Source organism: Nocardia tenerifensis NBRC 101015, assembly GCF_000308715.1.
GTDB classification, from domain to species: domain Bacteria; phylum Actinomycetota; class Actinomycetes; order Mycobacteriales; family Mycobacteriaceae; genus Nocardia; species Nocardia tenerifensis.
In genome coordinates, this window is record NZ_BAGH01000603.1 from 32,985 (window position 1) to 45,638 (window position 12,654).

The 12,654-nt window shown below is 69.8% G+C and carries 14 protein-coding genes; 7 read left to right on the forward strand and 7 right to left on the reverse strand.

The features are described 5' to 3' along the window. Window positions 1–8 precede the first annotated feature (8 nt). From ON39_RS41920 to ON39_RS41940, 5 genes are read left to right on the forward strand one after another with little or no spacing between them, the layout of a single operon-like run. Complete coding sequence (locus ON39_RS41920; protein WP_040742585.1) at window positions 9–695, forward strand: class II aldolase/adducin family protein; 687 nt, start codon at window positions 9–11, stop codon at window positions 693–695. Further along, on the forward strand, window positions 692–1,510 hold the full coding sequence (locus ON39_RS41925; protein WP_040742586.1) for a DUF1932 domain-containing protein: 819 nt from the start codon (window positions 692–694) through the stop codon (window positions 1,508–1,510). The genes ON39_RS41920 and ON39_RS41925 overlap by 4 nt, the downstream gene beginning before the upstream one ends. Before the next feature lies 1 nt (window position 1,511). Then, window positions 1,512–2,225 carry a 4-carboxy-4-hydroxy-2-oxoadipate aldolase/oxaloacetate decarboxylase gene (locus tag ON39_RS41930; RefSeq protein ID WP_040742587.1) on the forward strand — a complete coding sequence of 238 codons (714 nt, stop codon included), beginning with the start codon at window positions 1,512–1,514 and terminating at the stop codon, window positions 2,223–2,225. Beyond that, window positions 2,218–3,306, forward strand: coding sequence for a 4-oxalomesaconate tautomerase (locus tag ON39_RS41935; RefSeq protein ID WP_040742589.1), 1,089 nt, complete (start codon window positions 2,218–2,220; stop codon window positions 3,304–3,306). Before ON39_RS41930 ends, ON39_RS41935 begins: the two co-directional genes overlap by 8 nt. 21 nt (window positions 3,307–3,327) lie before the next feature. Then, a complete protein-coding gene (locus ON39_RS41940) occupies window positions 3,328–4,293 on the forward strand; it encodes a VOC family protein (protein WP_040742590.1) in 966 nt (321 codons plus the stop codon). Window positions 4,294–4,302: 9 nt separating this feature from the next. Here ON39_RS41940 and ON39_RS41945 read toward each other — a convergent pair whose 3' ends face one another. The 7 genes from ON39_RS41945 to ON39_RS41975 are packed head-to-tail and all read right to left on the reverse strand — an operon-like array spanning window position 4,303 to window position 11,114. Further along, window positions 4,303–5,376 carry a quinone oxidoreductase family protein gene (locus ON39_RS41945; protein ID WP_211336241.1) on the reverse strand — a complete coding sequence of 358 codons (1,074 nt, stop codon included), beginning with the start codon at window positions 5,374–5,376 and terminating at the stop codon, window positions 4,303–4,305. Further along, window positions 5,373–6,077: a class II aldolase/adducin family protein gene (locus tag ON39_RS41950; RefSeq protein WP_040742591.1), complete on the reverse strand. Its 705-nt coding sequence runs from the start codon at window positions 6,075–6,077 to the stop codon at window positions 5,373–5,375. The genes ON39_RS41945 and ON39_RS41950 overlap by 4 nt, the downstream gene beginning before the upstream one ends. 10 nt (window positions 6,078–6,087) lie before the next feature. Beyond that, a complete protein-coding gene (locus ON39_RS41955) occupies window positions 6,088–6,738 on the reverse strand; it encodes an MBL fold metallo-hydrolase (RefSeq protein WP_040742592.1) in 651 nt (216 codons plus the stop codon). Next, on the reverse strand, window positions 6,735–7,727 hold the full coding sequence (locus ON39_RS41960) for a TAXI family TRAP transporter solute-binding subunit (protein WP_051187793.1): 993 nt from the start codon (window positions 7,725–7,727) through the stop codon (window positions 6,735–6,737). Before ON39_RS41960 ends, ON39_RS41955 begins: the two co-directional genes overlap by 4 nt. Continuing rightward, complete coding sequence (locus tag ON39_RS41965; RefSeq protein ID WP_040742594.1) at window positions 7,724–8,566, reverse strand: fumarylacetoacetate hydrolase family protein; 843 nt, start codon at window positions 8,564–8,566, stop codon at window positions 7,724–7,726. Before ON39_RS41965 ends, ON39_RS41960 begins: the two co-directional genes overlap by 4 nt. Before the next feature lie 3 nt (window positions 8,567–8,569). Next, window positions 8,570–9,499 carry a VOC family protein gene (locus ON39_RS41970; RefSeq protein ID WP_040742596.1) on the reverse strand — a complete coding sequence of 310 codons (930 nt, stop codon included), beginning with the start codon at window positions 9,497–9,499 and terminating at the stop codon, window positions 8,570–8,572. Next, window positions 9,492–11,114 carry an FAD-dependent monooxygenase gene (locus tag ON39_RS41975; protein WP_246002706.1) on the reverse strand — a complete coding sequence of 541 codons (1,623 nt, stop codon included), beginning with the start codon at window positions 11,112–11,114 and terminating at the stop codon, window positions 9,492–9,494. The genes ON39_RS41970 and ON39_RS41975 overlap by 8 nt, the downstream gene beginning before the upstream one ends. Window positions 11,115–11,222: 108 nt before the next feature. Here ON39_RS41975 and ON39_RS41980 point away from each other — a divergent pair, with 108 nt between their 5' ends. Continuing rightward, window positions 11,223–12,011: an IclR family transcriptional regulator gene (locus tag ON39_RS41980; RefSeq protein ID WP_040742597.1), complete on the forward strand. Its 789-nt coding sequence runs from the start codon at window positions 11,223–11,225 to the stop codon at window positions 12,009–12,011. A 40-nt stretch (window positions 12,012–12,051) separates the two neighbouring features. After that, a partial coding sequence (locus tag ON39_RS41985; protein ID WP_040742598.1) for an IclR family transcriptional regulator occupies window positions 12,052–12,654 on the forward strand: 603 nt, incomplete at its 3' end.

Consider the following 12,654-nt stretch of genomic DNA (forward strand, 5'->3'; position numbering starts at 1 on the left):
GCAGGCACATGGACGACATCAGGAACTCGGTGGTGCAGGCCAGCCGGGCATTGGCCACCGCGGGACTCAGCGACATGGTCTGGGGCCACGCCTCGGTGCGCGACCCCGGCGGCGCGGGGGTGTGGATGAAGGCTTCCGGCTGGGGATTCGAGGAGATCGATGACGAGAAGGTGGTCCTGGTATCCCCGTCGGGAGAGGTGTTGGACGGGACCGGGAAACGCCACCTCGAATACCCCATCCACACCGAGATCATGGCCCGGCGACCCGAGGTCGGCAGCGTGGTGCATACTCACGCACCGGCCTTGGCGGCGTTCGCGTCACTGGATCGCGAGCTGCACCCGATCTCGCACGACGCGGTCCCGTTCACCTATCCGCAGCTGCCGCGCTTCACCGAGACCGGCGCGCTGATCGCGACGCCGGAACTGGGCCGCTCGCTCGCCGATCGCCTCGGCGACGCCAACGCGATCTTGATCCCCAACCACGGCGCCGTCACCGTCGGTCCTGACGTGCGGGCGGCGGTCATGTACGCGGTGTTGCTCGAACGTGCCTGCCGGACAGAACTTCTCGCGGCCGCCGCGGGCGGGCCGAGGGTGTGGTCCGACGAGGACGAAACCCGCTTCAAACGCGAGCAGGTCTGGAATCCCGCCCAGCTCGACGCGGGCTGGCAGTATCTCGTCCGGAGATCCGGCGCATGAGCGAGGCGCGGTATGCCGAGCCGGTGCGGGTCGCGGTGCTCGGATTCGGCGAGGCTGGCATCGAATTCGCTGCCGACCTCGTCGCGGCCGAAGCGGATGTGCGCGGCTTCGATCCGGAAGTCGCCGCGCCGCACGGTGTTCGGCAGCGTGTCGACGACGCCGACGCGGTCCGGGACGCCGAGCTGGTGTTCAGTCTGACCACGGCGGCCGAGGCCGAAGCGGCGTTGCGCGACTGTCTGCCTCGACTGCGCGCGGGAACGCTGTGGGCCGAGGCGAACACGTCCGCACCGGCGGCGAAGGCGCGTCTCGCGGCACTGGCGCAGACACGCGGGGTGGACCTTGTCGATGTCGCGATCATGGCACCGGTGCCGGGCTCGGGACTGCGCACGCCGATGTGCGTATCCGGCTCGGCCGCCGCGCGTTTCGCCGCCGTCATGGACGCCCTGGGTGTCGTCGTAGAGGCGATCCACGGCCCAGTGGGTGCGGCGAGTTCACGGAAGCTGTTACGCAGCGTCGTCTACAAGGGTTTGGCGGCCGCCGTGGTCGAGGCGCTCGCGGGCGCGGAGGCAGCAGGGTGCGCCGACTGGTTCCGCGAGCACATGACCACCGAGTTCCCGAAGTTCGACGCGCACACCATGGAGCGGCTCGTGCGCGGCACGTACACGCACGCGGCCCGGCGAACCGAGGAGATGGACGCCGCCGCACAGCAATTGGCCGATCTCGGCGTCCGGCCGCGGATCGCGACCGCCACCCGCGACGCGCTGCGCGCCATCGCCGACGGCGAGCCGAGACATACCGGAGAAGGGCAGTGCTGACATGAAGAACGTTGTGGTGACCGATCCCCCGCGTGCGTCCGTCGACGACGCCGCACGCCTCGGCGCCTACGGCGTCGCCACGGTCCACGAGGCGGCGGGGCGCGTCGGATACCTCGGCCCGCGGCTGCGACCGGCGTGGCCCGGGGCCCGGATCGGCGGGACCGCCGTCACGGTGCTGTGCTGGCCCGGCGACAATCTGATGATCCACGTGGCGATCGAGCAGTGCCGGCCGGGGGATGTGCTTGTGGTGGCGACGAATTCGCCGTCGGTCGACGGTCTGTTCGGCGAGCTGTTCGCCACCGCGCTGCACCGTCGCGGGGTGCGCGGCGTCGTTCTGGGCTGCGGCGTCCGCGATGTCGCCGAGTTGCGGGCGATGGGCTTTCCCGCGTGGTCGACGGCGGTCAGCGCGCAGGGGTCGGTGAAGGCCACGCCGGGCGCGGTCAATGTGCCGGTCGTGGTCGAGGGCCGGCTGGTCCGGCCCGGGGACGTGATCGTCGCCGACGACGACGGCGTGGTCTGCGTGCCGCGCATGGATGTGCCTGCGGTACTGGAGCTTTCCGCCGCACGGGCCGCGAAGGAGGAGGCGAGCCGCAGGGCCTTTCGGGCCGGTGAGCTCGGGCTCGACCGTTACGGATTGCGGGAACGGCTCGGAGACTTCGGCATCACCTATGTCTCCCACCAGGATTACCGGGCCGAAGAGGAAAGCCGTGGGTGAGCTCGACACTGAAGCCGCTGAGGCAGCGGGCATCTCGTGCGTATGGATGCGCGGGGGTACGTCCAAAGGAGCGTTCTTTCTCGCCGACGACCTTCCCGCGGATCCCGCCGCCCGCGACGACCTGCTGCTGCGCATCATGGGCACGCCGGACCCGCGACAGATCGACGGCCTGGGCGGAGCCAGCTCGTTGACCAGCAAGGTGGCCGTGGTCTCGGCGTCGAGCACGCCCGGCGTGGACGTCGACTACCTGTTTCTCCAGCTCGGCGTCGGCGAGCCCACGGTGTCGGACGCGCAGAACTGCGGCAACATCCTCGCCGGCGTAGGACAGTTCGCGGTGGAGACCGGCCTGGTGCGCGCGGTCGGGAACGAGTGCGCGGTGCGCATCCGCATGGTCAACTCCGACGGCCTCGCCACCGCGACGTTCCCCGTTCGCGATGGCCTGCCCGTCTATCACGGCGACACCCGCATCGACGGGGTGCCGGGGACGGCGGCCGCGGTGCTGCTGTCCTTCGAAGACACGGCAGGGTCATCGACTTCCGGCCTGTTCCCGACCGGACGGCTGCGCGACGTCGTCGACGGGGTCGAGGTCACGTGCGTGGACAACGGCATGCCGGTGGTGGTCGCCGAAGCCGCGAGCCTCGGCCGCACCGGTTATGAGACGCATGACGAACTCGCTTCCGACACAGCACTTCTGGAGCGAGTCGATCGCCTCCGCCACGCGGCAGCGCACTTGATGGGACTCGGCGATGTCTCGGCGTCCTCCGTTCCCAAGACCATGCTGATAGCGCCGCCGCGCGACGGAGGCCAGGTGTGCACCCGTTCGTTCATTCCGGTGCGGCCCCACGCCTCGGTCGGCGTGTTCGCTGCGATCAGCGCGGTGACCGCGATGCGAGTCCCCGGCGCGATCGGCCACCAGCTGACCGCGGACTGGTCGCGACGGGTGGATCTCGAACATCCGTCCGGGCATCTCGTGGTCGATGTCGACCTCGACACCACCGCCACTTCCCCGCGCGTGCGTCACGCAGGGGTCGTACGGACCGCCCGAAAACTGTTCGCGGGCACAGCCTTTCCCCGCACCTGACGCGCCTCCAAGGAGACTCCCATGGCCCCCGCTCACGAAATCGCGCATCTGGCGCATGTCCAACTGTTCACCCCCGACCCCGAGCGCAGCGTCGAATTCTGCACCGATTTCCTGGGATTGCGGATCGCCGGGACCGACGGCGACGACGTCTATCTGCGCACGTGGGACGACTACGAACACCACACCCTCACGCTCACCGCGCGCAAACGATCCGGCATCGGCCGCACCCACCTGCGCGCGGCGAGCCCGGAGGCGCTGCGGCGGCGAGTGGACGCGCTCTCCGCCGCCGGACGCGGAATCGGCTGGGTGGACGGCGAACCCGGCTACGGGCCGACCTATCTGTTCACCGACCCCGACGGTCACGAGTTCGGCGTCTACTACGAATCGGAGTGGTTCACGCCCGCGGCGGACAGCCGCCCCTCCCTGAAGAACCAGGCCGAGGCGTATCCGGGCGTCGGCGTCGGGGTGCGCCGCCTCGATCACGTCAACTTCCTCGGCCGCGTCCCCGCCGACAATCGCGACTTCCTGGTGGACATGCTCGGCGCGATGGTGACCGAGCAGATCGTCCTGAACGACGGCACCGTCGCCGGAACCTGGACGACCCTCACGAACAAGAGCTACGACCTCGTCTACACCCGCGACAACCTGGGCCTGTCGAAACGACTGCACCACATCGCCTTTGCCACCGACAGCCGCGCCGACATCCTGCGCGCCTGCGACATCGCGCTGGAGCAGGACGTGTTCATCGAGACCGGCCCGCACAAACACGCCATCCAGCAGACCTTCTTCCTCTACGTCTACGAGCCCGGCGGCAACCGCATAGAGCTGTGCAACGCCGGCGCCCGCCTCATCCTCGCCCCCGACTGGCGGCCCATCGACTGGACCGAGGCCGAGCGCGCCAAGGGACAGGCCTGGGGCCTGCAAACCATCGAATCCTTCCACACCCGAGGCACTCCCACCGCCGACGAACTCGCCCTCGAGGACTGACTCCGCGCGTCAGGGTTGGAGGATGACCCTGCCGACGAGGGTGGTGCTGTCCTCCAGGAGGGTGTGGGCCGAGGCGGCGTCCGACAGCGGGAAGCGGGCGGCTATGCGGATGCCGATGCGCTCGCGGGCGAGCAGGTCCAGCACGGTGAGCGCGTCGTGGTGGCGGGCGCCGCGGATACCGACGACGGTCATCTCCAAGCGGGTGAAGTCGTTCATGGTCAACGGAATCGAGCCACCACCGCGCTGGTTGCCCGCGGCGGGGCAGATCTTGCCGCCGAGGCGAAGGCTGTCGACGCCGAGACGGAACAGGTCCGGGTCGCCCGTGTAGTCGACCACGTGGTCGACGCCCTCTCCGGCGGTCCACTCCCGCAGCCGCTCCCGGGCCGCCTGGTGGTCGGCGGTGACGACGACGAGCTCGGCGCCCAGTTGCTCGAGCAGTTCGGTCTTGTCCGCGTGCCGCGTGGTGACCGCCACCCGAGCACCGGCCAGGCGGGCCAAATGCACTGTCGCCTCGCCCATTCCGCCGGAGGCCCCGCAGACGAGCACGGTGTCCCCCAGCCGTACCCGGAGCCGATCGCGGACGAGCCGGTGCGCGGTCGCGTACGGCCACAGCACGACGGCGGCCTGTTCGAGGTCGACGTGTTCGGGCAGCGGCAACCACATTCGCTCGTCACGGACGAGATACTGTGCGTACGAACCGAGTCCGGCGTGGCCGGGCACATCGATGCCGATCGACAGGTTGCCCAGCCCACGGTATGTCTGCGGGGAGTACGGATTCTCCGGATGAACCACGGCGACAACGTTTTCCCCGGGCGCGAAGCGGGTGACCGCCGAGCCGACGGCGACGACGGTGCCCGACGCCTCCCGGCCCAGCTGCTGAGGCATCGGCAACGGACGACGTCCCGGCAGGGTGACACCCGAGAGCTGCCCGGAACGGTACTTCAGATCCCACCCCGAGACCGAGGCCGAGTGGACCGCGACCAACACGCTGTGCGGTCCGAGCGGCTCGAGCGGATAGTCGTCGTAGATCAGCTTTTCGGGCCCGCCGTGCTCGAAGACCCGCACGGCCTTGGTGGTGCTCAATGTCCCTCCGTAGGAAAGGGTCCGGATCGCCGGACGAGGTAGTGCCAGCCCGCGTCGAGCTGAGCGGGATTCCAGACCTGTTCGCGCTTGAAGCGGGTTTCGTCCTCGTCGGACCACACCATCGGGCCGCCCGCGGCGGCGGCGAGAAGCTCTGTTCGGCAGGCTCTTTCGAGGAGCACGGCATACATGACCGCGGTGGCCGCGTCGGGGCCGACGGTGACCGCGCCGTGGTTCGGGATGAGCACGGCGTCGGCGTCGCCGAGGGACCGAGCCAGCGCGCCGCCGAGTTCGGGCGTGGCGATCAAGGCCCCGGTTTCGGTGAAACGCGGGAGCTGCGGATAGGTGAACGGCACCGCGTCGTGCGAGATCGGGTGCAGCACACGGTCCAACGACGCGAACGCCGCCAGTGCCGGTGCGTGAGTGTGCACGACCGCGCCGACATCGTCGCGGCGGGCCATGATCTCGGTGTGGATCGGGTACTCGAGGTGACGCCGACCGGTCCCGTCCAGCACGCTCCCGGATGGTGACACGAGCACGACCCGATCTTCATCGATCTCCTCGAACCCCCAGCCGGCGGCCTTCATCCACGCGCCGCGGCCGTCGGGGTCACGCACCGAGGCGTGCCCCCAGACCATGTCACCGAGCCCCGCGGCCGCCAGCGCGTGGCTCGCCTGGATCACCAGGCGGCGTACCTCGTCCATGGGTCTCCTGTCAGAACGACTGCGGCACTGCATGTTCCAGCACCCTCACCGTGGTGGCGGGCGGGGCCAGCTCCGTCAGCAGCCGATGGTGCATCCGCTGATGGACCTCGGCGAGACCCGCCTGGTGGATCGGGATGGCGATGCGCGGCGCGACGGCGCGCAAGTAGTCGATGCCGTCCGCGATCTTCATCCACGGGCCGGCGGCCGGGATCAGCAGCACATCGACGGGCGCCGGGGGCGAGTCGAACGCGTCACCGGGATGGAACACCGCGCCGCCGAGGAGATAGCCGTTGTTGTCGGACGCCGGCAGATCCGCGTGCACACAGGCATGTTCGCCACCCGTAACCCGCACCTCGACGTCGTTGACGCGCACCGCCTCGCCCGGCCGGACGAGCCGAGCACGGTCCCCATAGTCGGCCAGCGCCGAAACAGCCCCTGCTCCATGCACAACGGCCGCACTGGGATTCGCGTCGAGAACGCCCCCTAGCCGATCGACATCGAGATGGTCGGGATGCGCATGGGTCACCAGAACGATGTCGATGCCCGATACCCTCTCGAAATCGCGCGAGTAAGTGCCGGGATCGAACAGCACCCGACGAGGCCCGGCGTCGGTGACCAGATCGACGAGCACACAGGCGTGACCGAAGTGAGTGACTTTCATGCGTAATCCCCTGTGGTAGCGCCCGATTCGTGGTCCGGCAGTGCGTTGTAGTAGCGGGCCGCGCCGTCGTGCAGCGGAATGGGCGTGCGCCCCATGGCAACCGGGTCCAGCGGATAGGTGACCGGGCTCCGCTCCGGCGTCAAGTGACGGTACTGCTGCTCCAGCAGCAGCCGGGTCTCGCCGAGAATCCAGGCGATCGCGTAGGCGACGTCGTCCGGCAGCTCGGTGGTGGTGCACAGCAGGAAGTCGGAGAAGTCCAAGGTGCGAAACGCGGGCGCGCCGGGAAAGTAGCCCTCTTCGACAGTGGCGGCGGGCCAACCGAATTCGGCCTCGAGCGCCGCGAGCACGTCGGGCTCGACCTCGAGGAAGTGCAGATCACCGCCGAACCGCTGCCACTGCGGCAGCATGACGGCCTCCTGCACGATCGCGTTCGCACGACCGGACGCGATGTGCTCGAACGCCTCGGCGGGTCGCTCGTCGTCGAGGTAGCCGCCGCCCCATCCGGCGATGTCCACCCCGGCGCGGTCCAGCAGCGCCCGAGCGGCCAGGCCGACATGGTTGATCCCGTCGAGCTTGCCGGTCGCCACGGTCAATCGCGGCGCGCGCTCGCGGAGCTCGGCGAACGTCTTGATGCCGAGGGATCGGTGCACGCCGACGACGAGCCGATCGCGTTGCGGCACAACGCCGAGCGCGCGCAGCTGCGGGAAGTACTCGACCCCGTAGATGCCGCGGCCGTCGATCGCGGCGGCCGCGAACGCCGCAGGGGTGGCGAGCGCGACGTCGACCAGGCGATGCCCGGCCGCCCGGACCGAGTCGGCGAAGCCGCGGCCGTTCCAGATCGCGATCCGCGACCCGGGCTCGGTGCGGTCGGTCAGCTCCTGGGCGATCCACCCGCACACGCGGTGCAGGTTGGCCATGCCCCAGTCGCCGCGCAGGTGCAGGGTCAGCGAGCGTTCGATGCTGGGCGCGGCGGGGCGCGGGGCGGTCATCGGTCTCCTCCGTCGGGTGTGGTCGCGCGGACCAGATTGTGCAAGCGTCCGACCCCGTCGACCTCGACGCTGATCCGATCGCCGTCGGTGAGGAAGACCTGCGGGTCGCGGCGGTAGCCGACGCCGCCCGGGGTTCCGGTCAGGATCAGGTCGCCGGGGGCCAGCGCGGTGAAGGTCGAGAGGGTGGCGATCAGGCGCGGAATCGAGAAGATCAGCATGGACAGGTCCGCCTCCTGCACCGTCTCACCGTTGAGAATCGTTCGGATACCGGCCTTTTCGAGGTCGACCTCGTCGGGTGGCACGAGGTAGGGGCCGACCGGGGTGCTGGCGTCCCACGCCTTGCCCTGCATCCACTGGTGGGTCTTGTACTGGAAATCGCGCATGGTGACGTCGTTGGCGACGGTGTAGCCGAGCACGTGCGCGGCGGCGTCGGCCTCGGCGATGCGCCGGCCCGCACGGCCGATGACGACGACCAGTTCGCCCTCGTAGTCGACCTGGGTCGACTCGGGTGGCAGCAGGATATCGTCGTCGGGGCCGAGCAGGCTGTCGGCGAACTTCGGGAAAAGCACCGGGTAGGTGGGCAATTCGCGGTGCGTCTCGGTGACGTGCGCGTGGTAGTTGAGGCCGACGCAGAAGATCTTCGCCGGGCGCGGGACCACCGGCAGCAGGCGCACGTCGGCCAGCGCGACGCGCGCATCGGTCCGGCGGGTGGCCTCTCGCAGTCGTTCGGGCGTCGTCTCGGCGCTCAGCTCGCCGACGCCGGTCAGCGGCACCAGCGTGTCGTCCTGGACCTCGCCGACGTGGCGAGCACCGTGATATTCGTAGGTCGCGTACGCCACGGGTCATGCTCCTTCGCTGGTCGTGCGCCAGGAGGCGAGCTGGCCGCCCCACAGGTTGACGGTGTTGGGGATCGGCTTCCAGCGGCGCGGCACATACGTGACGCGGTCGTCGTGGAACTTCTCCATCTCGGCGGACAACTCGATGTGGTTGCCCGCGGGGTCGTCGAAGAAGACGAACAGGTTGTTGCCGGGGCCGTGACGCCCGGGACCCCAGGTGACGTCGACGTTTTCGTCGGTGAGCCGGTCACACCAGGCCTTGAAGTCGGCCCATTCGGCGAGGTCGAAGGAGAAGTGGTCGATGTCGCCGCCCCGCCCGACGTGCACCACGGCCAGGCTGTGATGGTCGCGGTCGCTGCGCAGCCAGGCGAAGCCGCCGTCGTCGAGCTGATCGGAGATGCGGAATCCGACCACGTCGACGTAGAAGGCGACCATGGCGGCGACATCGTCGGTGCCGAGGGTGATGTGCTGGTATTTGATCGGGCGGCGGCCGGTGTCGGCGGCGCTCTCGCCGTGGCGGCGCACGGCGGTGTGGAAGTGCACCTCGGTGCCGTGCGGATCGGTCACCGTGAGGCCCCGCGCCGTGGCGGGCGCGTGATCGAGGTACTCCGCACTCAGCTCGGCCACCGAGTGCCCGGCGGCGACAAGGCGTTTCGCGATGCCGTCGAGGCCGTCGGCGTCGCGGACCTCGAAACCGTAGTGTCGCAGGCCCTTCGGCCCGGTGACGAGTTCCATGACGTGGTGCCCGCTCCCCCAGCCGAGCCGCACGCCTCCGTCGGGGAGTTCGTCGTGCACCGTCAAACCGAGTATGCGGCAGTAGAAGTCGACGGTGGCCGCCACGTCGGGTACGGCGAAACCGATGTGCGACACCGCGGTACGCGTCAGGGCTCCGGCCGCGCCGTTCTCGGGCAGCACGACTCGTAATGGTCTATTCATGGCTGAGGGCTTTCTCCAGTGTTCGAATGGGGGACGGGGTCCACGACCGGACCGCGGCTACGACGTCGGCGCTGTCCGACGGCGACCACGCGGCGGCCACGAAGCGATCGGGTCGAAGCAGTACGAATCGCCCTGTGTAGACAGCGAATTCATCGAGCAGGTGACCGTCGACGTCGATGACGACGCGGCGGCGGGTGCGCGGCATCCGGTCGGCCACGGCGACCTGTACCGCCGCCGCGGTCAGCGTGCGTACGACGGCGTCCACGGCCGTCCAGTCGCCGTGCTCGACGCCGATGCCCAGCACGGCCCAGCCGGGACCGAGGACATCGTCGAAGCGGCGGATGGTGTGGCTATCGGTGTCGAACACCAGCGGCTGACCGATCGGGACGCCGACGAGTTCGGGCCGGTCGGTCGGCGCGATGAGACCCTCGTCGTACCGCTGCGGCGGGCGATAGCGCATCTGCTCCAGATAGGCCCGTCCGTCACCGGTGTCGAGCACCCGGGCGACATAGGCGTCGCGCCGCTCGGCCAGCCTCGGCGAGGTCGTCATGACGACCCGCCCGAGTCGCTCCGACATCCGAACCGTGGCCTGCGCGTGCGGAATTCGCTCCGCCTGATAGGTGGCGAGGATCGCCGGATCGAGCCGTCCGTCGAGGACCTCCGCGATCTTCCAGACCAGGTTGGCCGCGTCCCGGATGCCCGAGTTGAGGCCCTGACCGGCGAACGGCGGCATCATGTGCGCGGCGTCGCCGAGCAGGAACGACCTGCCGCGCATCCATTCGTCCGCGACGACGGCGTTGAATCGGTAATTCACCGCGCGCTCGACCTGATTCGGGGTGATCGGCCGGTACGGCGCGACCAGCCGTTCGATCAACTCGAACGCGGGCGGCTGTTCCGGGGTGCCCTCGCCGTCGAACAATCGGAACTCGTAGCGGCAGCGGCCGTCCAGTCCGGGCACGATGACGTGCGGACGGCGCGGATCGCCGAAGTGCATCGCGAACCGCTCGGTGTGCGGGTCGTCGAGGGTGTCGGCGACCAGCCACACCTCGTCGTGGCTGCGCCCGGTCATGCCGATGCCCTGCAACAGCCGCGTCGCCGAGCGCCCGCCGTCACAGCCGAGGACATAGGCCGCCTCGAGCGCGATCTCCTTCGCGTCCGCCGAGACGGCGGTCACGGTCACCCCGTCGGGCCGATGCTCGAAGCCCGTGACGCGCGTGCCGAAACGCAGGTCTACCCTTGGCATTTCGGCCAGCGCGGCGGCGAGCACCCGCTCGAGATCCGGTTGGGCGAACGGATTCTTGAACGCGTACCCCAGCCGCAGCGGTCGCGGGCCGCGCGCGTGGAACAGCGGTTGCCCGTCGCGGCCGTAGTAGCGCGTTCCAATGCCCGGCACCAGCACCGGCAGGATGCGGTCGACGATCCCGGCCTGCTGGAACACCCGCAGCGCCTCGTCGTCGATGCTGATCGCCTTCGGCTCGTCGCTGGTCGTGGCCCGCTGTTCGAGCACCGTCACCGCGACGCCGCGGGCGGCCAGCAGCGCGGCCGCGGTCAGGCCCACCGGGCCGGCGCCGCACACCACCACCGCCCGGCCGCCGGTTCGCACACTCGGCGTCACACGCCTCACCCTCTTCCGGTTCTCGTCGGTTCGGCCTCACCGTACGGAGTGTGTCCTGTTTTTAGGAAGTGCTGTCCTGGATTACAGGACATGGCGTACGGTGCTAGCATGACCGGGCATCACACCCCGCGCAGCGGCTACCGGGAACGCAACTCCACGGCCGATCGCGCGCTGGACATCCTGCTGCTGTTCACCGCGGACAAACCGGTATGGACCGGCCCCGACATCGCCGCTGCGCTGGGCGTGGCCCGCTCGACCGGCTACCGTTATCTGCAAAGCCTCGTCGGCTCCGGGTTTCTCGAGGAGGCCGACGGTGGATTGCGGCTCGGCCCAAGGGTTTTCGACCTCGCGCGGCTGGCCCGCGCCGGACTCGGGCTGTCGGAGATCTCGTTGCCTGCCATGCGCACGCTGGCCGCCCAGTTCGACGAGACCGTGCTGCTGACCAGGCGCTCCGGCCGCTCCATCGTCTGCCTCGATCTCGTCGAAGCCCAGCAGGCGGTGCGGCTCTCCTATGAGCGCGGGCACGTGCTGCCGATCAACGCCGGCGCCGCCGCCGAGGTGCTGCTGGCCTGGTCGGATCCCGGCGAGGTGACCACCGTGCTCGCCCAGGCGCCGCTGCAGCGCTTCACCAGGAAGACCCTCACCGACCCGGAGCTGCTGCGAATCCGCTTGGCGCACATCCGGAAACGAGGTGTCGCCGTCTCCCAGGGCGAGCTCGACGACCACATCCTCGGTGTGGCCGCGCCCATCCGCAATGCGGCCGGATCGGTGTGCGCGGCCGTCAGCGTGGCCGCGCTCGCCGCGCGGATTCCGCGCGATCGGCTCGGCAGCGTGGTGACGGCGGTGCACACGGCGGCCACCGCCATCACCCAGCGGCTCACGCTTCGCGATTCGTAACGCGGCGCGCCAGACCTGCATAGCGTGTAGGTTTTCCTGCATGGCAGGACAAGGGCGGGGAAGCAACTACCGGGAGCGGAACTCGACCGCCGACCGCGCACTCGACATTCTGGCGCTGTTCGACGACCACCGGCTGGTGCTCAGCGGGCAGGAGGTCGCCGACGAACTCGGCGTCGCGCGCTCGACCGCCTATCGATATCTGCAGAGTCTCGTGTCCTCCGGGTTCGCCGAGGAGCAGAAGCCCGCGGGCTATCGGCTCGGGCCGCGCGTGTTCGAACTGGCCCGCCTCGCCCGCAAGGGGCTCGGGCTGTCCGAGGTGGCCCGGCCGGTGATGCGCGCACTGGTCGGCCAGGTCGGCGAGACCGTGCTGCTCACTCGTCGCGCGGGCGCGACGGTGGTCTGTCTCGAGCGCGAGGAGTCCGCCCACCCGGTCCGGCTGTCCTACGAACGCGGCCACGTGCTGCCCATCAACGCGGGCGCGGCCGCGCTCATCCTGCTGGCCTGGGCGGACGAGCAGGAGATCGCGGACATCGTCGGCAAGGGCGCGCTGCCGCAGCTCACCGACGCGACCGTCACCGACGGCTCGGTGCTGCGCGAGCGCTTGGCGGCCATGCGGCGCGACGGAATCGCCGTCACCCGTGGC

Coding starts and splice junctions, on each gene's coding strand:
- ON39_RS41955 (WP_040742592.1), bottom strand. CDS start 6,738: ATGAAAGTCACTCACTTCGGTCACGCCTGTGTGCTCGTCGATCTGGTC.
- ON39_RS41940 (WP_040742590.1), top strand. CDS start 3,328: ATGGCCCCCGCTCACGAAATCGCGCATCTGGCGCATGTCCAACTGTTC.
- ON39_RS41950 (WP_040742591.1), bottom strand. CDS start 6,077: ATGGACGAGGTACGCCGCCTGGTGATCCAGGCGAGCCACGCGCTGGCG.
- ON39_RS41920 (WP_040742585.1), top strand. CDS start 9: ATGGACGACATCAGGAACTCGGTGGTGCAGGCCAGCCGGGCATTGGCC.
- ON39_RS41960 (WP_051187793.1), bottom strand. CDS start 7,727: ATGACCGCCCCGCGCCCCGCCGCGCCCAGCATCGAACGCTCGCTGACC.
- ON39_RS41925 (WP_040742586.1), top strand. CDS start 692: ATGAGCGAGGCGCGGTATGCCGAGCCGGTGCGGGTCGCGGTGCTCGGA.
- ON39_RS41930 (WP_040742587.1), top strand. CDS start 1,512: ATGAAGAACGTTGTGGTGACCGATCCCCCGCGTGCGTCCGTCGACGAC.
- ON39_RS41980 (WP_040742597.1), top strand. CDS start 11,223: ATGACCGGGCATCACACCCCGCGCAGCGGCTACCGGGAACGCAACTCC.
- ON39_RS41970 (WP_040742596.1), bottom strand. CDS start 9,499: ATGAATAGACCATTACGAGTCGTGCTGCCCGAGAACGGCGCGGCCGGA.